The sequence below is a fragment of the Nocardioides conyzicola genome (assembly GCF_039543825.1).
Classification (GTDB): domain Bacteria; phylum Actinomycetota; class Actinomycetes; order Propionibacteriales; family Nocardioidaceae; genus Nocardioides; species Nocardioides conyzicola.
Genome location: NZ_BAABKM010000002.1, coordinates 2,921,814 through 2,940,713, shown reverse-complemented (window position 1 = coordinate 2,940,713; position 18,900 = coordinate 2,921,814). Strand labels below are relative to the sequence as shown.

20 protein-coding genes are annotated in these 18,900 nt (G+C 72.3%); 13 read left to right on the top strand and 7 right to left on the bottom strand.

What is annotated here, in order from left to right; translation table 11 throughout:
• Position 1: 1 nt before the first annotated feature.
• Positions 2-673 carry a response regulator gene (locus ABEA34_RS17335; RefSeq protein ID WP_345522654.1) on the bottom strand — a complete coding sequence of 224 codons (672 nt, stop codon included), beginning with the start codon at positions 671-673 and terminating at the stop codon, positions 2-4.
• The gene (locus ABEA34_RS17330; RefSeq protein ID WP_345522653.1) at positions 666-1,970 is read right to left on the bottom strand and encodes an ATP-binding protein; all 1,305 of its coding nucleotides are present in this window, start codon (positions 1,968-1,970) and stop codon (positions 666-668) included. The genes ABEA34_RS17335 and ABEA34_RS17330 overlap by 8 nt, the downstream gene beginning before the upstream one ends.
• Positions 1,971-2,114: 144 nt before the next feature.
• Here ABEA34_RS17330 and ABEA34_RS17325 point away from each other — a divergent pair, with 144 nt between their 5' ends.
• Genes ABEA34_RS17325 through ABEA34_RS17315 form a run of 3 tightly spaced genes read left to right on the top strand, consistent with a single transcriptional unit; the run spans position 2,115 to position 3,867 of the window.
• A complete protein-coding gene (locus ABEA34_RS17325; RefSeq protein ID WP_345522652.1) occupies positions 2,115-3,338 on the top strand; it encodes a PspC domain-containing protein in 1,224 nt (407 codons plus the stop codon).
• Positions 3,335-3,673, top strand: coding sequence for a hypothetical protein (locus tag ABEA34_RS17320; RefSeq protein WP_345522651.1), 339 nt, complete (start codon positions 3,335-3,337; stop codon positions 3,671-3,673). Before ABEA34_RS17325 ends, ABEA34_RS17320 begins: the two co-directional genes overlap by 4 nt.
• Complete coding sequence (locus ABEA34_RS17315) at positions 3,670-3,867, top strand: PspC domain-containing protein (protein ID WP_345522650.1); 198 nt, start codon at positions 3,670-3,672, stop codon at positions 3,865-3,867. The genes ABEA34_RS17320 and ABEA34_RS17315 overlap by 4 nt, the downstream gene beginning before the upstream one ends.
• On the opposite strand, the gene ABEA34_RS17310 is transcribed toward ABEA34_RS17315, so the two are convergent.
• Positions 3,831-4,829 carry a glycerophosphodiester phosphodiesterase gene (locus ABEA34_RS17310; RefSeq protein ID WP_345522649.1) on the bottom strand — a complete coding sequence of 333 codons (999 nt, stop codon included), beginning with the start codon at positions 4,827-4,829 and terminating at the stop codon, positions 3,831-3,833. The two genes, ABEA34_RS17315 and ABEA34_RS17310, sit on opposite strands and share 37 nt — an antisense overlap.
• Before the next feature lie 107 nt (positions 4,830-4,936).
• Between ABEA34_RS17310 and tatA the strand changes: the two genes are divergently transcribed.
• A complete protein-coding gene (gene tatA / locus ABEA34_RS17305; RefSeq protein ID WP_345522648.1) occupies positions 4,937-5,116 on the top strand; it encodes a twin-arginine translocase TatA/TatE family subunit in 180 nt (59 codons plus the stop codon).
• Positions 5,117-5,122: 6 nt separating this feature from the next.
• Here the strand turns inward: tatA and ABEA34_RS17300 are convergent, their stop codons facing one another.
• Positions 5,123-5,605 (bottom strand): GtrA family protein, encoded by a 483-nt coding sequence (locus tag ABEA34_RS17300; RefSeq protein WP_345522647.1) that lies wholly within the window; start codon positions 5,603-5,605, stop codon positions 5,123-5,125.
• Positions 5,605-6,108, bottom strand: coding sequence for a lecithin retinol acyltransferase family protein (locus ABEA34_RS17295; protein WP_345522646.1), 504 nt, complete (start codon positions 6,106-6,108; stop codon positions 5,605-5,607). The genes ABEA34_RS17300 and ABEA34_RS17295 overlap by 1 nt, the downstream gene beginning before the upstream one ends.
• A gap of 97 nt (positions 6,109-6,205) precedes the next feature.
• Between ABEA34_RS17295 and ABEA34_RS17290 the strand changes: the two genes are divergently transcribed.
• Positions 6,206-6,748 carry a YbaK/EbsC family protein gene (locus ABEA34_RS17290; protein WP_425576881.1) on the top strand — a complete coding sequence of 181 codons (543 nt, stop codon included), beginning with the start codon at positions 6,206-6,208 and terminating at the stop codon, positions 6,746-6,748.
• A 2-nt stretch (positions 6,749-6,750) separates the two neighbouring features.
• Here the strand turns inward: ABEA34_RS17290 and ABEA34_RS17285 are convergent, their stop codons facing one another.
• Positions 6,751-7,302, bottom strand: coding sequence for a hypothetical protein (locus tag ABEA34_RS17285; protein WP_345522644.1), 552 nt, complete (start codon positions 7,300-7,302; stop codon positions 6,751-6,753).
• A gap of 37 nt (positions 7,303-7,339) precedes the next feature.
• Positions 7,340-7,594, bottom strand: coding sequence for a hypothetical protein (locus tag ABEA34_RS17280; RefSeq protein WP_345522643.1), 255 nt, complete (start codon positions 7,592-7,594; stop codon positions 7,340-7,342).
• Here ABEA34_RS17280 and ABEA34_RS17275 point away from each other — a divergent pair.
• The 8 genes from ABEA34_RS17275 (at position 7,593) to ABEA34_RS17240 (ending at position 18,896) form a co-directional block, all read left to right on the top strand.
• Entirely contained in the window at positions 7,593-8,339 is a 747-nt protein-coding gene (locus ABEA34_RS17275) for a hypothetical protein (RefSeq protein WP_345522642.1), read from the top strand. The genes ABEA34_RS17280 and ABEA34_RS17275 overlap by 2 nt on opposite strands.
• A 58-nt stretch (positions 8,340-8,397) precedes the next feature.
• Positions 8,398-10,119 carry an ABC transporter ATP-binding protein gene (locus ABEA34_RS17270; RefSeq protein WP_345522640.1) on the top strand — a complete coding sequence of 574 codons (1,722 nt, stop codon included), beginning with the start codon at positions 8,398-8,400 and terminating at the stop codon, positions 10,117-10,119.
• A 64-nt stretch (positions 10,120-10,183) separates the two neighbouring features.
• Positions 10,184-11,926 (top strand): ABC transporter ATP-binding protein, encoded by a 1,743-nt coding sequence (locus ABEA34_RS17265; RefSeq protein WP_345522639.1) that lies wholly within the window; start codon positions 10,184-10,186, stop codon positions 11,924-11,926.
• Positions 11,927-12,205: 279 nt separating this feature from the next.
• The gene (locus tag ABEA34_RS17260) at positions 12,206-13,243 is read left to right on the top strand and encodes an LLM class F420-dependent oxidoreductase (RefSeq protein ID WP_345522638.1); all 1,038 of its coding nucleotides are present in this window, start codon (positions 12,206-12,208) and stop codon (positions 13,241-13,243) included.
• A complete protein-coding gene (locus ABEA34_RS17255; protein ID WP_345522637.1) occupies positions 13,243-14,391 on the top strand; it encodes an acyl-CoA dehydrogenase family protein in 1,149 nt (382 codons plus the stop codon). The genes ABEA34_RS17260 and ABEA34_RS17255 overlap by 1 nt, the downstream gene beginning before the upstream one ends.
• Positions 14,392-14,449: 58 nt before the next feature.
• Positions 14,450-16,270, top strand: a complete 1,821-nt coding sequence (locus ABEA34_RS17250; RefSeq protein ID WP_345522636.1) for an AMP-dependent synthetase/ligase — start codon at positions 14,450-14,452, stop codon at positions 16,268-16,270.
• 56 nt (positions 16,271-16,326) lie between these two features.
• Positions 16,327-17,403, top strand: coding sequence for an acetamidase/formamidase family protein (locus tag ABEA34_RS17245; RefSeq protein WP_345522635.1), 1,077 nt, complete (start codon positions 16,327-16,329; stop codon positions 17,401-17,403).
• Positions 17,400-18,896: an AtzH-like domain-containing protein gene (locus ABEA34_RS17240; protein WP_345522634.1), complete on the top strand. Its 1,497-nt coding sequence runs from the start codon at positions 17,400-17,402 to the stop codon at positions 18,894-18,896. Before ABEA34_RS17245 ends, ABEA34_RS17240 begins: the two co-directional genes overlap by 4 nt.
• Positions 18,897-18,900 lie beyond the last annotated feature (4 nt).

Genomic DNA, 18,900 nt, shown 5'->3' with positions numbered 1-18,900 from the left:
CTCACAGGAGGCGGCGGTCCGAGGCCCACCGCGTGAGCTCGTGTCGCGAGGAGAGCTGCAGCTTGCGGAGCACGCTCGACATGTGGGTCTCGACGGTCTTGATGGAGATGAAGAGCTCCTTGGCCACCTCCTTGTAGGCGTAGCCGCGGGCGATGAGCCGCATCACCTCCCGCTCGCGCTCGGTGAGGCGGTCCAGGTCCTCGTCGACGGCGGCGACGTCGATGGAGCCGGAGAAGGCGTCCAGCACGAAGCCGGCCAACCGCGGCGAGAAGACGGCGTCGCCCTCGGCGACCCGGCCGATCGCCTGGACCAGCTCGGGGCCGGTGATCGTCTTGGTGACGTAGCCGCGGGCGCCGCCGCGGATGGTGCCGATGACGTCCTCGGCGGCGTCGCTGACGCTGAGCGCGAGGTAGCGGGTGTCCGGCGAGGCGCCGGTGAGGGTCATCCGCCGCATCACCTCGACGCCACCCCCACCCGGCAGGTGCACGTCGAGCAGCACCACCTGCGGCCGGTGCTGCGTGACCGCCGCGATCGCCTCGTCGACGTCGGCGGCCTCGGCCCGGACGTCGACGAGGCCACGGCCGACGGTCTCCAGCTCGGCGCGCACACCCCTGCGGAACATCGCGTGGTCGTCGACGATGACGATGCCCACCGGGCCGCGCTGCTCACTCATGGTCGTCCTCCTGTCGGGGCTGACGAGCGAGGTGCAGCCGCACCTCGGTCCCGTCGCCGGGCTCCGACCGGACCTCGGCCGAGCCTCCGTGTCGCTGCATGCGGTCGATGATGCTGTTGCGGACGCCGTACCGGTCCGCCGGCACCGTCGACAGGTCGAACCCGCGGCCGCGGTCACGCACGAACACGTCGACCGCCCCGTCCGTGATCTCCGCGTAGACGTCGACCTTGCCGGTGCCGGCGTGCTTGGCGGCGTTGGTGACCGCCTCGCCGGTCGCGTGCACGATCGGGCGCAGTCCCTCGTCGACGTCGCAGTCGCCGACGTTGACGACCTCGACCGAGACGCCGTACTCGTCCTCGGTGCGGGCCGCGGCGCCGCGCAGCGCGCTGGCCACGGTGCGCTCGTCGGTCGACTCCCCGGCGTAGAGCCAGCCGCGCAGGTCGCGCTCCTGCGCCCGCGCCAGCCGGGCGACGGTGGCACCGTCGTCGGCGTTCTTCTGGATCAGGGCGAGCGTCTGCAGGACCGAGTCGTGCAGGTGGGCCGCGACGTCGGCGCGCTCCTGGGTGCGCACCCGCTCGGCACGCTCGTCGGAGAGGTCGGCGGCGAGCCGGTAGACCCAGGGCCCGATCACGATCGCCAGCCCGACGACGGTCAGCAGCGCCGCGACGATGATGTCGCGCGCCAGGGAGATCGAGCCGCCGTGCGCCGAGTAGAGGACCAGCGCCATCACGATCAGCCCGACGCCGGCGGCGACCCGGGCGTACGACGCCCAGCCGCCGTTGCCGAAGACGACGCGCATCGGCTCGATCCGGCCGGTGCCGTCGAGCCAGCGCTCGCGCTGCGCCTCGTCGGCCTGCCGCCAGAGCAGCGCCACGCCGACGATGCCCATCACCAGTGGCCAGAAGACCGCGCCCCGGCCGAGCACCGCCTCGAGCAGCAGGATCCCGCCGAACCCGAGCGCCGCGAGGGCGATCGCCGGGCCGACGTCGCCGAGCCGCCGGATCCGCCCGGGGCGGCGGCCGCCGCGGCTGGCGCTCTCGATGCCCGGCGCGGCGGTCTCGAAGCGCTGGTCGGACGGCAGCATCCACCAGAGCCCGGCGTACAGCGCGATGCCGAAGCCGCCGAGCAGCGCGGCCAGCACGAAGCCGGCCCGCACCCAGAGCACCGGGAAGCCGAGGTGCCGGGCGAGCCCCGCGGCGACGCCGCCGAGGATGGGCTCCTGCGTGTCGCGGTAGGCGCGCCGAGTCCCCGTCGGGACCGACGCGCCTGCGTCGGCGGTGGCACGTGCGCTGCTCATTGTGGGGTCAATCGTCACACAGCGAAGGGCCCCGGACCATGAGGGCTGACCCCGGCCGGACCCTGACCACCGGGGTCGCCACCCCGGCGAGGATCAGGGGCGACCCCGATGGTGCCGCGGCCGTTGAGACAGCACTGTTGAGGCATGACCACGACACCGCCCGAAGCACCATCCGGCCCGCCGCCGCAGGACCCCACCGGGGACAGCGGCCCCCGGGTCAGCGGAGAACAGATCCGCGACCTCGGCAGGCTGCGCCGCTCCATCACCGACCGCAAGGTGGCCGGTGTCGCAGGCGGCCTCGGACGCCACCTCGACATCGACCCGCTCGTGCTGCGCGTCGCGTTCGTGGTGCTGGTCTTCTTCGGCGGCGCCGGCCTGATCCTGTACGGCGCCTGCTGGCTGCTGGTGCCCGGCGACAACGACCAGCGCGCGGCGATCAACCTCGACGAGCGCACCCGCTCGATCGTGCTGGTCGTCGTCGGCGGGCTCGCCGCCCTCGCGCTGATCGGCAACAGCTGGGGCGGTGCCTTCTGGTTCCCCTGGCCGCTCGCGGTCGTCGCGCTGATCGCCCTGTGGCTGCTCACCCGCAACAGCAGCAACCCGGCCACCCCACCGGTGCCTCCCGGCGCGCCGACGTACCCCCCGACGTACGCACCGACGTACGCCGCTCCCGAGCAGGCGAACCCGTACGCCGCCGCGCCCGCGCCGGCCTACTACCCGCCGCAGCCGCCGCCGTACGTCGCGCCGCCGGTCATCCAGCGGGTGCCGAACCCCCGCAAGCGCGGGCCGATCCTCTTCTGGTTCACGCTCGCCCTGATCGCGCTCGCCGAGGGCATCCTCGGCATCGCCGACCTGGCCGGCGCGAACATCGCCAGCCCCGCGTACCCGGCCCTCGCGGTGGCGATCTGCGGCGTGATGCTGCTGGTCGGCTCCTTCTTCGGCCGAGCCGGCGGCATCATCGCCGTGGGCCTGGTCGCGTCCGTCGTCCTGGCCGGCACCACAGCCGCCGATCGCTGGGACGGCGAGACGCTCACCCCGACGCCCACCTCGTCCGCGGGCCTCCGGGACAGCTACCGCATCGATGCCGGCGAGATCGTCCTCGACCTGCGCGACGTCTCCGACGTGGCGGCGCTGGACGGACGCACCATCGAGCTGGACGCCGACTTCGGGCACCTCGAGGTGATCCTGCCGCGCGGCCTCGCCGCCACCGTTAACGCCGACGTGAACGGTCCGGGCAACATCGAGCTCTTCGGCCAGGAGCACGGCGGGATCGACATCTCGCAGAACGAGTTCAACGGGTCGGCCACCGACCCCGCGATCACCATCAACGCCCAGCTCAGCGTCGGGCAGATCGAGGTGCACCGATGAACGTCATCTCCACCGACCGCGAGTCGGCACGCCACCCCGTCAACGTCGGCCACCTGGTCATGGGGATCGCCTTCCTCGGCCTGGTCGGCGTCTGGGCCCTGATCCAGGGTGACGTCGTCGGCGACGGCGACGTGCGCTGGCTGCTGCCGCTGCCGTGGGTGCTGGCGGGCCTCGCCGGCCTGCTCGTCATCGGCCTGTCCGGCAGCAAGCGCTGGACCACCCGCCAGGTCGGCTGGATCCCGCCGGCCGACTCCCCGAGCACCCCTGACACCAGCACCGACACCACCACCGACACCTCGGTCCTGGAGACCGAGACCGACGAGGAGAACCGATGAACGCCATCACCAGCAAGCGCCTCACCCGCCGCCGCGACGACCGGATGGTCGGCGGGGTGAGCTCCGGCATCGCCGACTACCTCGGGCTCGACCCGACCCTGGTCCGGCTCCTCGTCGTCGTCGCGACGATCTTCACGGGCGGCACGGCCGCCCTGGCCTACATCGCCGCCTGGATCCTCATGCCGGAGGCGTGAAGCCGCCTGGCCTCGAGCGTCGTGTCCGGCTGGTCCGTGAAGAGCCCGTCCACCCCTGCGTCGAGGAACGCCTGCGTCTCCTCGATCGAGTCACCGGGGTCGGACGGGCTCTCGCCGCGTCGGTAGCCGGTGGGCAGGAAGGCGTTCTCGTCGCGCATGGTCCACACGTGGACCTGCAGGCCGGCCGCGTGCGCGTCGGCCACCAGCGACGACGGGTCGCCGATCGTGCCGGTCCCCGGGTGCCGCGGCAGGACCAGGTCCTTGGCCACGCCGACGGCATCGGCCCACTGCGCCACGCGCCGCAGGCCGGTCGAGGTCACCAGGTCGACCCGACCGGTGGCCTCGACCAGCTGGACCAGCGGCAGCCCGGTGCGTGACCGCAGCCACTGGAGGTTGGTGGGGTCGAAGGACTGGATGAAGACAGGGGCCTCGGGTGCGCCGTACCCGTGGACGGAGAGCGTGTCCAGCAGCGGCTCCTCCAGCGCGAGGCCGAGGCCGGCGAAGTGCGCCGGGCTCTTCGTCTCCGGGTAGACGCCGATCTCGCGGCCGAGCCGCTCCGACTCGACCGCCACCAGCCCGAGGATCTCGTCGAACGTCGGGATGTCGTACCGCCCGTCGAACCGCGTGTTCTGCGGTCGCAGCTCCGGCAGCCGCTCGACGGCACGCAGCGTCTTGAGCTCCGCGAGCGTGAAGTCCTCGACGAACCAGCCCGACACGGCGCGGCCGTCGATCTCCTTGGTGGTCAGGCGGTCCGCGAACTCCCCGCGCCGCCCCACGTTCGTCGTCCGGCTGATCTCGGCCTCGTGCCGCGCGACCAGGACGCCGTCCTTCGTGGACACGAGGTCGGGCTCGACGTAGTCGGCGCCGAGCGCGATCGCCAGGCGGTACGACGCGAGCGTGTGCTCCGGGCGGTAGCCCGATGCGCCACGGTGTGCAATGACGAGAGGGTCAGCCTGCCGCATGCTGCGAGCACAGCCCGCGGTCGTGACCGCACGGCACGAGCGACGTGAACGCCCGGTGACCAGCGCAAGGTCATTCGGGGGTTGGCCGGCGGGAGTAGCGTGCGAGCGTGGACGTGGGAGCACCCGAGGTGCTGATCTTGCTGGTCGTGCTGGTCTTCCTCTTCGGCGCGAAGAAGCTGCCCGAGCTGGCGCGCGGCAGCGGCCGGGCGCTGCGGATCTTCAAGGAGGAGATCTCCGCCGACGACAAGCCGGCCCGCCCCGACTCCGACACGCCACGGTCGAGCTAGTCCCGGTCAGGCGCCGCGGGGCTCGACCACCGGCGGGGTGACGTCGAGGAAGACGTAGCGCCGGAAGGCGAAGAACCGGGCCACCGTGCTCAGGCCGAGGCCGATCACGTTGGCCGAGATGTTGTCGGCCAGCGCCCCGCTCAGCCCCAGCACGTAGCGGCTGACCGCCAGGCAGGCGACCGGGATCAGCATCGTCGCGGCACCCAGGACGAAGAACCGCACCAGGCTCTCCATCGGGTCCGCGGTCTCGCGCTGGCCGAAGGCCCACAGCCGCATACCCACGTAGGCGACGGCGCCGGCGAGGACGTTGACCAGGACGTACGCCGCGAGGGGCTGGTCGTGCATCGGCGCCGCGTGCACCAGCGTCCCGTGGACCAGGGCGTTGAAGCCGATCAGCGACACCGCGGTGGCGAGGCCACCGACGGCGAGGAAGCGGAGGACCTCACCGAGGAGGCGTCGGGTGAGGCCGACCCCGGGGGCGGTCGGCACTAGGAGGCCATCGGGTGCGCGTCGACACCCTCGGCCACGAACGTCGCCCGCTGCCACCGTCGCCGGCGGCCCATCGGCCGCACCACGGCTACCAGGCCGGCCCCGGCGCCCAGCAGGGCGAGGTGGGCGCCCATCGACTCGGCCGCCACGAACGACGCGAGCGCACCCTGGGCGCCCAGCAGCCACCGCCGGACCTGCGCGCTGACGGCGCGGCCGGTGCAGCACCACGCCGCGAAGTGCTCGCAGTTGTTGCGCAGCAGGTGGTAGTTCGCCGTACCGAGGCGGGACTCGGCGTTGCGGATCGTCTCGTCGGGGCTCACGCGCTCGTCGTACGCGCGAACGTGCACCTTCGCGTCGCCCGCGAGCTCCTGGAAGGCGGTCCGGGCGACCCGGCGGACGCCGACCCGCGGCCGGACGTAGTGGATCACCGTCCCGTCACCGCAGTCGATCCCGTGGTGGCTGTAGCGGCCGCGATGGACGTAGACATGGTCACCGCGTGCCATGCCGTCGTCCGCCCCTCGTGTGCCCCTGGTGTGCCGGTCCTTCTCGCTCGCGAGCATAACCGGCGAGGGCTCCCGGCCGTGCATCAAGATGGACCCCATGAGCACCCCCACCCTGGGCCGACTCGAGACCGTGCCCGCCCTGGACCGCCCCGACCTGCTGGCCCCCTCGGTGGCAGCCGCGCTGCGCGGCTGGGCGTACGCCGGCGAGGTCGGCGTCGTCGAGATCGACCCCGCGATCGCGGACACCGCGGCGATGTCGGAGGCCTACGACCTCGGCCTCGACACCGGCGCCAACTGCGTCGTGGTCGGAGGTCGGCGCGACGGCGAGGAGCGGGTCGCCGCCTGCCTGGTGCGCGCCGACACCCGCGCGGACGTCAACAACCTGGTGAAGCGGACGCTCGACGTGCGCAAGGCGTCGTTCCTGTCGATGGACCGTGCGGTCGAGGAGTCGGGCATGGAGTACGGCGGGATCACACCGGTCGGGCTGCCCGAGGGGTGGCGACTGCTGGTCGACACCCGGGTCCTCGGCATCGAGGTCGCGGTGATCGGCTCCGGCGTACGCAGGTCCAAGCTGCTCATCCCGGGCCGGCTCGCCGCCGAGCTGCCGGGTGCCGAGGTCGTCGACGGACTCGCCGGCTGAGCTCACCTGGCGTACGCCGCCGCCACCTCCCGCGCCACTCGCTCGAGGCGTGCGTCGTCCGCGGCCCGGTCGTCGAGCCGGCTCGCCGTGGCGTCGACCATGACCGTGTGACCACCGGTGACCGTGACCACCCGCGCGATCCGCTGGTCCATCAGGTCGCCGGTCAGCAGCACCGCCGCCACGTGGCCGGGCAACTCCACCGGCCGGCGGTCCAGGTCGAGCTGGAGGTCGGTGGCGACCTGGTCGAGCGACTCGGCCGGCACCGTCAGCCGCCAGGACACGGCCAGCCTCTCCGAGCCGGGCTCGGCGGTGCAGGTCTGCCCCGGATCGTCGGACGCGACCGGCGACAGCTCCACCCCGGCGGCCGCCGACAGATCGGCCTGGGTCACCCGGTCACAGAGGTCGGCGAAGGACGACGGCGGCGCGAGGCTGACGGTGGCGGCGGGAGTGCCGCTCGGCTGGCCCGCGGATTCGACGTCGTCCGAACCACCACACCCCGCCGCCAGCCCGACGAGGAGGGCGGCGACCACGACCGCGGCCCGATGTCTCATCATCAGGGCAGTCTGACCCGAGGGACCGCCGCGAAACCCCTCAGCGGCTTCGCAGGACGTCGCGGTCCGACGTGCGCGACGATGGCGGCGTGAGGACGCCGATGAACGTGACGAGGCCACGCCGGAACGCGGCGGTCGCCGTCGGGCTCCTCCTGGTGGCGCTGTCCGCCTGCTCCGGCACCTCGAGCACCTCGGGGAGCTCTCCCGAGCCATCGCCGTCGAGGTCGATCCGCACGCTGAGCCCGCTGCCGATGCCGACCCAGCCGCCGCCCACGGGGAAGCTGGTCGCCGACATGCGGCAGTCCTCCCGTGACGCCGCCGCCGGCCGGATGGAGGTGTGGATCGACAACGACACCGCGGACCGGATCACCCCGACCCGCATCACCTACCGCGACCCGCGCTACCGGACGACGCTGACCGGCACCCGGCTCGAGGGGCGCTTCATCCCGTCGCAGTCCGAGCGCGGCTTCCCGCTCTACCTCCCGTCCCGGCCCGCGTGCGGGCACCCGAAGGGGTCCGGCACCGTCACGGTCGAGTACGGCGGGACGTCCGTCACCGTCCCGGTCGCGGACGAGACCAACGTGGCCGGCCGGTACGCGACGTCTCGGTGCCTCGAGATCGCCGTGGCCAAGGTCGCGGACCTCTCGTGGGACGACCAGGTGCCGTTCGACGGCAAGGTGGGCGACCCGAGCACACTGACCCTCGTCGTACGCCCCACCGGTGTCGCGGGCGCCACGCTGACCATCGACACGGTGTCCGGCACTCCCGTGCTCGCCCCGGTGGGCTCCGACGCCTGGCGGCCGGACGCCACGATCAGGGGCACCGACGCCCCCAGCCGGATCGAGCTGCCGCTGAAGCCCAACCGGTGCGATGCCCACGCCTTCCAGGAGTCCGGCGGCGCGACGGCGTTCAAGATCGCCCTGCACCTCGACGGCAGGCCCGGCCAGATCACCTTGCGGATGAGCGTCCCGGGGGCGAAGAACGCGATCGACTTCGCGCGGGCGACCTGCGGGATGCTCGAGACGATCACGAGCGGGTGACGCCCGTCACCGCGAAAACAATTCGCTGACGAAGGGGTTGAGTCGTTAGCGTCCTGGAGTGCGCAGACTCCCCCTCGACCATCCCGGTGAAGCGGAGACCGGCACACCCGGCGGCTTCCTGTGGTGGATGGCGCGGCAGCAGTGGCGCACCCTCGTCGGCGGGATGTTCTTCGGCATCGTCTGGATGAGCGCGCAGGCCGTGATGCCGGCCGTGATCGGTCACGCCATCGACGACGGCATCGCCGCCAAGGACCGCGGGCAGCTGCTCGAGTGGGCCGCCGTGCTCTTCGCGATCGGGCTGGTCCAGGCGGTCGCCGGCATCATGCGGCACCGGTTCGCGGTGACCAACTGGCTGATCGCGGCGTACCGCGTCGTCCAGCTCGTCACCCGCCAGGCCACCCGCCTCGGCGGCACGCTCCCGCGCAAGGTGTCGACCGGCGAGGTCGTCGCGATCGGCACCAACGACCTGTCGCACGTCGGACAGGTCATGGACGTGTCCGCGCGGTTCGCGGGTGCGGTCGTGTCGTTCTTCGTGGTCTCGGTGATCCTGCTCAACACCTCCGTGACGCTCGGCCTCGTCGTGCTGGTCGGCGTGCCGCTGCTGATGCTCGGGGTCGCACCGATCCTCGGCCCGCTCCAGCGCCGCGCCGCCCACCAGCGCCACCTGATGGGCCGGCTCTCCAACACCGCCAGCGACATCGTCGGCGGCCTCCGCGTCCTGCGCGGCATCGGCGGCGAGCAGGTCTTCGCCGACCGCTACCGCCGCGAGTCGCAGACCACCCGGACCGCCGGCGTCCAGGTCGCCAAGCTGCAGTCGGTGCTCGACGCCCTGCAGGTCTTCCTGCCCGGCCTCTTCGTCGTGGTCGTGGTCTGGATCGGCGCGAGGTACGCCGTGGAGGGCTCGATCACGCCCGGCGAGCTGGTCGCGTTCTACGGCTACTCGGCCTTCCTGATGATCCCGCTGCGCACCGCGACGGAGTACGCCAACAAGGTCATCCGCGCCCGGGTCGCGGCGACCCGGATCGTGCACGTGCTCTCGCTCGAGCCCGAGGTCACGGTGCCCGCCGAGATCGCGCCGTCGCCGGCCGCCGGCTCCGACCTGGTCGACACCCGCACCGGGCTCGTCGTACGCGCCGGGCTGCTGACCGCCATCGTCAGCGAGCAGCCGGACGACTCCGCCGAGCTCGCCGACCGGCTCGGGATGGCCGCGTCCCCGGTCGACGACGAGGTGCGGCTCGGCGGCGTACCCCTCACCTCGCTGCACCCCACCGAGGTCCGCGAGCGGATCGTCGTCTCCGACACCGCCGCGATGTTCTTCTCCGGCCGGTTGGGCGACGGCCTCGACCTGTCGGGACGTGGCGACGTCGCCCGCGCCCTCGACACCGCCTCGGCGGCCGACGTGCTCGAGGCACTGCCCGACGGCCTGGACACGGTGGTCGCCGAGCGTGGACGCACCTTCTCCGGCGGCCAGCGGCAGCGGCTGGTGCTGGCCCGGGCGCTCACCACCGACCCCGAGATCCTGGTGCTCGTCGAGCCGACCTCGGCCGTCGACGCCCACACCGAGGCCCGGATCGCGTCCCGGCTGCGCGGCCACCGCGAGGGGCGCACGACCGTGGTCACCTCCACCAGCCCGCTGATGCTCGACGCCGCGGACACGGTCGCGCTCCTCGACGGCGGGCGGATCGTCGCGGTCGGCACCCACACCGAGCTGCTCGAGACCAGCCCGGCGTACCGCCGCGTCGTCACCCGCGAGTCCGAGCTGGAGGTGACGACGCGATGATCACCCCACGACGTTCCCCGCTCCTCCGCTTCGCTCCTCCGCAGACAACGCCGCAGGGACCCCGATGACGACGCACCTCCCCGTCGCCGACACCCGCACGGTCCGCCGGTACGTCGCCGCGCTGGCCCGCCGGCACCCGAAGATGCTGTACGGCGCGCTCGCCCTGCACGTCTCCGCCGCCCTCGCCGCCCTCGCCGCACCGCGCCTGCTGGGCGGCCTGGTCGAGGCCGTGGAGCAGGGGACGACCGTGGGCCACGTCGACCGGATCATCGGCCTGCTCGCGGCGTTCCTGGTCGCGCAGACCGTGCTCACCCGCTTCGCCCGCTACCTCAGCCAGGTGCTCGGCGAGCAGGTGCTGGCCGAGCTCCGCGAGGACTTCGTCGACAACACGCTCGCCCTCCCGGTCGGCGTCGTCGAGGACGCCGGCTCCGGCGACCTGCTCACCCGGACGAGCCGCGACGTCGACCAGCTCGGCTGGTCGGTGCGGATGGCGCTGCCCGAGTGGACGATCGCGGTCGTCACGGCGATCCTCACGTTCGTCGCCGCGATCAGCGTCGGCTGGTGGGTGGCGCTGCCCTGCCTGCTCGGCGTACCTCCGCTGGTGATCGGGCTGCGCTGGTACCTCGCCCGCGCCAAGGACGGCTACCTGCGCGAGAGCGCGACGTACTCGACCATCAACGCGACCCTCACCGAGACCGTCGAGGGCGCCCGCACGGTGGAGGCGCTCCGCCTCGGCCAGCGGCGCATCGACGCGATGGACGAGGACATCCGGACGTCGTACTGGGCCGAGCGCTACACGCTCTACCTGCGCACCGTCTTCTTCCCCAACATGGAGATCGCCTACCTGATCCCGACGGTGGCGACGCTGCTCTTCGGCGGCTACCTCTACACGCAGGGGCAGGTGTCGCTGGGCGCGGTGACCGCCGCGACGCTCTACGTGCAGATGCTGATCGACCCGGTGGACCGGATCGTCTCGATCCTCGACGAGATCCAGCTCGGTGCCGCGTCGCTCGCCCGGCTGCTCGGCGTCGCCCAGGTGCCCGACGACCGCGAGGTCAGCGGCCGCGAGCCCGTGGGCGAGCAGATCGCAGCCGACGACGTGCGCTTCTCGTACGTCGAGGGTCGCGACGTGCTGCACGGCGTCGACCTCACCGTCGGGGTCGGTGAGCGGATCGCGATGGTCGGCCCGTCGGGCGCCGGCAAGTCGACGCTCGGCCGGCTGCTCGCGGGCATCCACCCGCCGCGCACCGGGGCGGTCACGGTCGGCGGGGTCGGCCTCACCGAGCTGCCGCTCGACGACCTGCGCGGCCACGTCGCGCTGGTGACCCAGGAGCACCACGTGTTCGTGGGATCCGTGCGGGAGAACCTCGTGCTCGCCCGGCCCGGCTCCACCGACGACGACGTCCGCGGCGCGCTCGACGCCGTCGACGCGCTCGACTGGGTCGACGCGCTGCCCGAGGGGCTCGACACCGAGGTCGGCTCCGGCGGTCGCGCGGTCACCGCCGCCCAGGCCCAGCAGATCGCGCTGGCCCGCCTGGTGCTCGCCGACCCGCACACGCTGGTGCTCGACGAGGCCACGTCGCTCATCGACCCGCGGGCCGCCCGGCACCTGGAGCGGTCGCTGGCCGCCGTACTGGAGGGCCGCACGGTCATCGCGATCGCGCACCGGCTCTTCTCGGCCCACGACGCCGACCGGGTCGCCGTCGTCGAGGACGGCCGGATCGCCGAGCTCGGCTCGCACGACGAGCTGGTCGCCGCCGGCGGCTCGTACGCCGCCCTCTGGGACAGCTGGCACGGGCGCGGCTGATCGCGGGTTTCACCTTGCTGGCCGCGGGTTTCACCTGGCTGGCCGCGGGTTTCACCGGCTGGCCGCCGAAACCCGCACGACTCGCCGGGAGCAAGCGGCGTGTCGTGCGGGACCCGGCTGACAACCTTTCGTCACCTCCAGCGCGTTACGGGGCGGGAGGCGACCTTCACCCTCGGCCGGGACCAGCAGGGGGTCTTCCGCATCGTCCACATCCAGATCGGCAGGATGGTCGAGACGGGCCGTTGACCCCGGCACGACCGTGACAGTTATGCTGTCACAATGAAGCTCTCGACACCGCTCCTGTACTCCGGCAACCCACGCGAGGCCGCCGACCAGGTCGTCGGCCTGGAGAAGGCGGGGCTGGACACCGTCTGGGTCGCCGAGGCCTACGGTTTCGACTCCCCCACGCTGATGGGCTACCTGGCCGCCAAGACCGAGACCATCGAGATCGGCGCCGGCATCCTCAACGTCTTCTCGCGTACGCCGAGCGCGCTGCTGCAGACCGCGGCCGGCCTCGACAACGTGTCCGGCGGCCGCGCCGTGATCGGCCTCGGCGCCTCCGGCCCGCAGGTGATCGAGGGCTTCCACGGCCTGCCCTACGACCGGCCGCTCGGCCGCACCCGCGAGGTCATCCAGATCCTGCGCCAGGGCCTGCGCCGCGAGCGCCTCGAGCACCAGGGCAAGATCTTCACCCTGCCGCTCCCCGCCGACCAGGGCCTCGGCCTCGGCAAGCCGCTCAAGATCCTCACCAAGGTGGAGCGCAACACCATCCCGATCTGGGTCGCGTCGCTCGGCGACAACAACGTGGCGATGACCGCCGAGGTCGCCGACGGCTGGCTGCCCTTCCTCTTCCTGCCCGAGAAGGCCACGACCGTCTGGGGGGACGCGCTCGCCAAGGGCACCGCCAAGCGCTCCGCCGACCTGGCCCCGCTCGAGATCTCCGCCGGCGGCATGGTCGCGATCGGCGAGGGTCCCGAGACGAAGGCGCTGCTCGACTTCATGCGCCCGATGTACGCGCTGTACGTCGGCGGCATGGGCGCCCGCGGCAAGAACTTCTACAACGAGCTCGCCTGCCACTACGGGTACGAGAAGGAGGCGAAGCAGATCCAGGACCTCTACCTGGACGGCAACAAGCGCGACGCCGAGGCCCTCGTCCCCACCGAGTGGCTCGAGGCAGGCAACCTGGTCGGCCCGGCGTCGTACGTCCAGGAGCGGATCGCCGCCTTCCGCGAGGCCGGCGTCACCAACCTGCAGATCTCCCCCGTGTCGGACGACCCGGTGGCCACCGTCGCGCAGATCAAGGAATGGGTCAGCTGATGAGCACTCGACCGAGCATCTACGAGCAGGAGCACGAGGACTTCCGCTCCTCCGTCCGCACCTTCCTGGAGAAGGAGGTCGTCCCCTTCCACGACCAGTGGGAGAAGGACGGCCAGGTCAGCCGCGAGGTCTGGACCAAGGCGGGCGAGGCCGGGCTGCTCTGCTTCGACGTCGACGAGGAGTACGGCGGGGCCGGGGTCAAGGACTTCCGCTACAACACGGTCGTGGCCGAGGAGATGGCCCGGGTCGGCGCGAGCGGCCCCGGCTTCCCGGTGCACAGCGACATCATCGTCCCCTACATCTCCGCACTGGGGACCGACGAGCAGAAGCAGCGCTGGCTGCCCGGCCTCGTCAGCGGCGAGATCATCTCGTCGATCGCGATGACCGAGCCCGGCGCCGGCAGCGACCTGCAGGGCATCCGCACGTCGGCCGTCGACAAGGGCGATCACTACGTGCTCAACGGCTCGAAGACGTTCATCAGCAACGGCATCCTGTCCGACCTGGTCATCGTGGTCTGTCGCACCGACCCCGAGGCGGGCCACAAGGGCATCAGCCTGCTCGTGGTCGAGCGCGGCATGCCGGGCTTCGAGCGCGGCCGCAACCTCGACAAGGTCGGCATGAAGGCCCAGGACACGGCCGAGCTCTTCTTCGACAACGTCGAGGTGCCCAAGGAGAACCTCCTCGGCGAGGAGGGCTCGGGCTTCATCTCGCTGATGATGAACCTCGGCCAGGAGCGGATCTCGATCGCCGCGATGGCGGTCGCCGCGATCGAGCACGTCCTCGACATCTCGCTGGCCTACGCCAAGGAGCGCACCGCTTTCGGCAAGCCGATCGGGTCCTTCCAGCACAACCGCTTCGTGCTGGCCGAGATGGCGACGCACGCCCACATCGCGCGGGTCTTCATCAACGACTGCATCCTCAAGCTCAACGCCGGCGAGGTCGACCCCGCCCTGGCGTCGATGGCGAAGTGGTGGACCACGGAGCTGCAGAAGCAGGTCGTCGACGCCGGCGTCCAGCTGCACGGCGGCTACGGCTACATGATGGAGTACCCGATCGCGAAGGCCTTCACGGACAGCCGGATCCAGACGATCTACGGCGGCACGACCGAGATCCAGAAGGAGATCATCGGACGCTCCCTCGGAATTTGATCCGCCGCTACCCTGTGACGCACGCCACTGAGCTGTCGTTTCCCCGAGGAGATGCTCCATGTCCGACGCCGTACTCACCGAGCGAGCCCGCATCCAGGCGGAGGTCGAGGGCCGCACCCTCGTCGACGCCCTGGCCGACACCGTTGCGCAGTACGGCGCCCAGCCGGCGTACTCCGACAAGCACCACGTGCCGGAGGGCGAGACCTGGCGCACGCTCACCTGGACCGAGACGCGTGAGCTCGCCCTCGACCTCGCTGCCGGGCTGATCGAGGCGGGGGTGCAGACGGGCGACACGGTCGCGATCATGGCCAACAACCGGATGGAGCACTTCCTGGCCGACATGGGTGCCGTGCATGCCGCGGCGACGCCGATGTCGATCTACAACACGCTGTCCCCCGAGCAGATCGCCTACATCGCGGGCCAGGCCCGGCCGACGGTGATCTTCCTCGAGAACGCCGACCACAAGGCCCGCTGGGCCAAGGCCCTCGACGAGGTCGACAGCGTCCGCACGGTCGTGATGATCGACGAGGACTGGGACGGTCTCGTGGCCGCCGGGGCGGCGTACCGCGCCGCGCACCCGCGCGTGGTCGAGGAGCGGGCCGCCGAGCTCACCCCGGAGTCTCCCGCGACGATCCTCTACACCTCCGGCACGACGGGCAGTCCCAAGGGTGTCGTGCTGACCCACCACAACGTGCTCTTCGAGACCGTCAGCACCCAGGAGTCGTCCGGCCTGACGGAGCCGCAGACGGGCGTCAGCTACCTGCCGCTCGCCCACATCGCCGAGCGGGTCCTCGGGCTCTACGGTCCGCAGGTCATCGGCGGGCACGTGCACGCGATCGGCGACCCGGCGCAGCTGCTCGCCACCCTCGGCGAGGTGCACCCGACGATGTTCTTCGGCGTCCCCCGGGTGTGGGAGAAGATGAAGACCGGGCTGTCCGCCAAGCTCGCCGCCGATCCCGACAACCGCGAGATGGTGGAGACCGCCATGGCGGCCGCGCTCGCCTGGGTCGAGGCCCAGGAGGTCGGTGGCGTGATGACGCCGGAGATCGAGGAGGGCTACCGCCAGGCGGAGGAGGGGATCCTCGGGTTCCTCAAGCTGCTGCTCGGGCTCGACCAGGTGACGTGGGCCGGCTCCGCCGCCGCGCCGATGCCGCTCGACGTCGCGAAGTTCATGGCCGGCCTCGGGCTCAAGGTCTACGACGTCTACGGCATGACCGAGACCTGCGGTGCGGTCACCGCCAACGGCCCGGGCGGGTTCAAGCTCGGCACCGTCGGCCGGGCCAACCCGGGCATGGAGATCACGCTCGGCGAGGACGGCGAGATCCTGGTCCGCGGTCCGGTGAACACCCCGGGCTACCACCTGCAGGACGAGGCCACACACGCGCTCATCGACGACGACGGCTGGCTGCACACCGGCGACATCGGCACCTTGGACGACGACGGCTTCTTCGCCGTGGTCGACCGCAAGAAGGAGCTGATCATCACCTCCGCCGGCAAGAACGTCGCGCCGTCCAACATCGAGAACTTCCTCAAGGAGTCCCCGCTCATCGGCCACGCCATGGCGATCGGCGACAGCCGCCCCTACGTCGTCGCGATCCTCACCCTCGACGGCGAGATCGCGCCGATCATGGCGCAGCAGATGGGCATTGAGTTCACCGACCTCGCCGACCTCGCCGAGAAGCCGGAGATCCGGGCGATGGTGCAGCAGGCCGTCGACGCCGCCAACGAGCGGCTCTCCCGCCCCGAGCAGGTGAAGTCGTTCGAGCTGCTCGGCGTCGAGTGGACCGCCGAGTCCGAGGAGCTCACCCCGACGCTCAAGCTCAAGCGGCGCGTGGTCAACACGAAGTACTCCGACGTGGTGGACCGCCTCTACAGCTGATCGCGGGACCCGGCGTGGAACACGCCTGAAACAAGCGTTGCCTAGCCTCGGCCGGCATGAGCGACGTCTTGCAGCCCGGGTCGGGCCCGATCCGCGGGTCGGCGTACCTGCCCTCGACGCCGGACCACGTGCTGTGGGGGCGGCTGCCGTGCGCCACCGACGACGCCGTGCTGACCGTGGAGCCGGGCACCGAGGTCACGTTCGACACGGTCAGCCACGAGGGGATCCTCGAGGACCAGGGGCGCGACCCCAAGGCGTTCTTCGGGCGGTACGACGTGGCCGGGGTGCTCGACGACGCCATCGAGATCGCCGCCGGCGAGCTGCCGCACACGTTCGGCGTCGACGGGCCGCACGTGGTCAGCAGACCGGTCCGCGTCGAGGGGGCGCGTCCCGGTGACCTGCTCGCGATGACGGTGGTCGAGACCCTCCAGCGGGTGCCGTACGGCGTGATCTCCAACCGTCACGGGAAGGGCGCGCTGCCCGGGGAGTACCCCCGCGAGGGCGACGTCTTCAGCGCCTTCGCCTCTGTCAACCAGCAGGGCACCCACGGGCAGCTGCCGCTCCGGCAGGGCGGCGAGCGCGTGGTCGAGTTCCCGCTCGCCCCCTTCCTCGGGATCATGGGCGTCGCCGTCGCGGGGGACGCGCGGCCGCACTCGGTGCCACCCGGCCCGCACGGCGGCAACATCGACGTCAACCTGCTCACCGTCGGCTCGACGCTCTACCTCCCGGTCCAGGTCGAGGGGGCGCTCGCGTACGTCGGCGACCCGCACTTCGCCCAGGGCGACGGTGAGGTGTCGCTGACCGCGATGGAGGCCTCCCTCCGGGCGACCGTCCGCCTCGACGTGGTGCCGCGCGAGGACGGCGTACGCCTCTTCGGCGAGCTCGCCGGGCCGCTCGTCGAGACCGCCGAGCACCTCGTGCCCACGGGCATGGACGAGGACCTCGACGTCGCGGTGCAGAACTGTGTCCGCGCCGCGATCGCCCTGCTCCAGAGCCGCTACGGGATGGACCCGGCGCTGGCCTACGCCTACCTCTCGGCGGCCACCGACTTCGACATCTCCCAGGTCGTCGACGTCGTGAAGGGCGTCCACGCACGCATCCGCAAGGCCGACTTCGGCACACTGAACCCATGACCCAAGCACCGGTCCCCGACGGGCTCGTCGAGGCGTTCTGGGAGTACGAGCGCGCGCTGATGTCCGACGACGTACCGACCCTCGACCGCCTCTTCGCACCCGGGCCGGCCACCCTGCGCGGCGACGCCAACGGGCTCCTGGTCGGCCACGACCAGATCAGTGCCTTCCGCAGCAGCCGCGGCGGCGCCCCCCAGCGCCGGATCGTGCAGACCCACGTGCAGACCGTCGACGACGACCACGCGCTGGTCGTCGCGGTCACCGAGCTCGCGCGCGGTGGTCGCGGCCAGCAGACCCAGCTCTGGGTCCGCACGGGCGACGGCTGGCGGGTCAGCGCGGCCCACGTCTCCGTCCCGGCACCCGCGGTCGACACCCGGATCTGGCGGCTCGTCGGCGACCCGCTCGTCCCGCCGATCGACAGCGGTCCGCTCGACGGCGAGAGCGTCGCCGTCAAGGACCTGTACGCCGTGCGGGGCCAGCGCATCGGGGCCGGCAACCCCGCGTGGCTGGCCGGCGCCCGGACCGAGCCGGTGCACGCCCGGGCCGTCGAGCAGCTGCTCGAGGCCGGGGCCTCGGTCCGCGGGATCGCCCGCACCGACGAGTTCGCCTACTCCCTGGCCGGCACCAACGCGCACTACGGCACTCCCCCGAACCCCCAGGCTCCGCTGCGCATCTCCGGCGGCTCGACGTCGGGCTCGTCGAGCGCGGTCTCGCTCGGCCACGCGAGCATCGGCCTCGGCACCGACACCGGCGGCTCGATCCGCGTGCCCGCGGCGTACCAGGGTCTCTTCGGCATCCGCACCACCCACGGCGCGGCGTCGACGTACGCCCTGATGCCGCTCTCCCGGTCCTTCGACACCGTCGGCTGGGTGACCCGCAGCGCCGAGCTGCTGCGTCGGGTCGGGGACGTGCTGCTCCCGCCGGTCGCGCGCAACCCGGCGGCCGAGCTGGTCAGCGTCCCGGGTCTCACCGCGATCGCCAGCGAGGAGGTCGCCGCGGTCGTGGACCGGTACGCCGCCGAGCACGGCGCGATGCGCGAGTCCTGGGACCTCACCGACCTGCCGGCCTGGCTGCAGGCGTTCCAGACCCTGCAGGCCTGGGAGGCCTGGCAGGAGCGCGGTGCCTGGATCGCGCCGCGTCTCGACGAGCTCGGCGCCGATGTCCGCGGTCGGTTCGAGGCGGCGGCGCTGATCGACGACGAGCGCGCGGTCGCCGCCCAGGACCAGGTCGACGAGGCGCGGGACCGCATCCGCGAGCTCGTCCGCGACCGGGTGCTCGTGCTGCCGTCCGCCGCCTCGGTCGCGCCGCTGGTCGGCGAGGGCCTGGACGCCGTCCGCACGGCCACCATGTCGCTCACCTGCCTCGCCGGGCTGGCCGGCCTCCCCGCGGTCAGCATCCCCCGCCGCACCCCGGCCGGGCTGCCCGTCGGGGTCTGCCTGGTCGCCGCACCGGGACGGGACCGCGACCTCCTCCAGCTCGCCGTCGACCTCGGGTGAGGTG

What these genes read in the sequence shown, in the direction of transcription:
- ABEA34_RS17335 (WP_345522654.1), bottom strand. Translation starts at nt 673, where the DNA reads ATGAGTGAGCAGCGCGGCCCGGTGGGCATCGTCATCGTCGACGACCAC.
- ABEA34_RS17330 (WP_345522653.1), bottom strand. Translation starts at nt 1,970, where the DNA reads ATGAGCAGCGCACGTGCCACCGCCGACGCAGGCGCGTCGGTCCCGACG.
- ABEA34_RS17325 (WP_345522652.1), top strand. Translation starts at nt 2,115, where the DNA reads ATGACCACGACACCGCCCGAAGCACCATCCGGCCCGCCGCCGCAGGAC.
- ABEA34_RS17320 (WP_345522651.1), top strand. Translation starts at nt 3,335, where the DNA reads ATGAACGTCATCTCCACCGACCGCGAGTCGGCACGCCACCCCGTCAAC.
- ABEA34_RS17315 (WP_345522650.1), top strand. Translation starts at nt 3,670, where the DNA reads ATGAACGCCATCACCAGCAAGCGCCTCACCCGCCGCCGCGACGACCGG.
- ABEA34_RS17310 (WP_345522649.1), bottom strand. Translation starts at nt 4,829, where the DNA reads ATGCGGCAGGCTGACCCTCTCGTCATTGCACACCGTGGCGCATCGGGC.
- ABEA34_RS17295 (WP_345522646.1), bottom strand. Translation starts at nt 6,108, where the DNA reads ATGGCACGCGGTGACCATGTCTACGTCCATCGCGGCCGCTACAGCCAC.
- ABEA34_RS17290 (WP_425576881.1), top strand. Translation starts at nt 6,206, where the DNA reads ATGAGCACCCCCACCCTGGGCCGACTCGAGACCGTGCCCGCCCTGGAC.
- ABEA34_RS17285 (WP_345522644.1), bottom strand. Translation starts at nt 7,302, where the DNA reads ATGATGAGACATCGGGCCGCGGTCGTGGTCGCCGCCCTCCTCGTCGGG.
- ABEA34_RS17275 (WP_345522642.1), top strand. Translation starts at nt 7,593, where the DNA reads ATGCGGCAGTCCTCCCGTGACGCCGCCGCCGGCCGGATGGAGGTGTGG.
- ABEA34_RS17280 (WP_345522643.1), bottom strand. Translation starts at nt 7,594, where the DNA reads ATGTCGGCGACCAGCTTCCCCGTGGGCGGCGGCTGGGTCGGCATCGGC.
- ABEA34_RS17265 (WP_345522639.1), top strand. Translation starts at nt 10,184, where the DNA reads ATGACGACGCACCTCCCCGTCGCCGACACCCGCACGGTCCGCCGGTAC.
- ABEA34_RS17260 (WP_345522638.1), top strand. Translation starts at nt 12,206, where the DNA reads ATGAAGCTCTCGACACCGCTCCTGTACTCCGGCAACCCACGCGAGGCC.
- ABEA34_RS17255 (WP_345522637.1), top strand. Translation starts at nt 13,243, where the DNA reads ATGAGCACTCGACCGAGCATCTACGAGCAGGAGCACGAGGACTTCCGC.
- ABEA34_RS17250 (WP_345522636.1), top strand. Translation starts at nt 14,450, where the DNA reads ATGTCCGACGCCGTACTCACCGAGCGAGCCCGCATCCAGGCGGAGGTC.
- ABEA34_RS17245 (WP_345522635.1), top strand. Translation starts at nt 16,327, where the DNA reads ATGAGCGACGTCTTGCAGCCCGGGTCGGGCCCGATCCGCGGGTCGGCG.
- ABEA34_RS17240 (WP_345522634.1), top strand. Translation starts at nt 17,400, where the DNA reads ATGACCCAAGCACCGGTCCCCGACGGGCTCGTCGAGGCGTTCTGGGAG.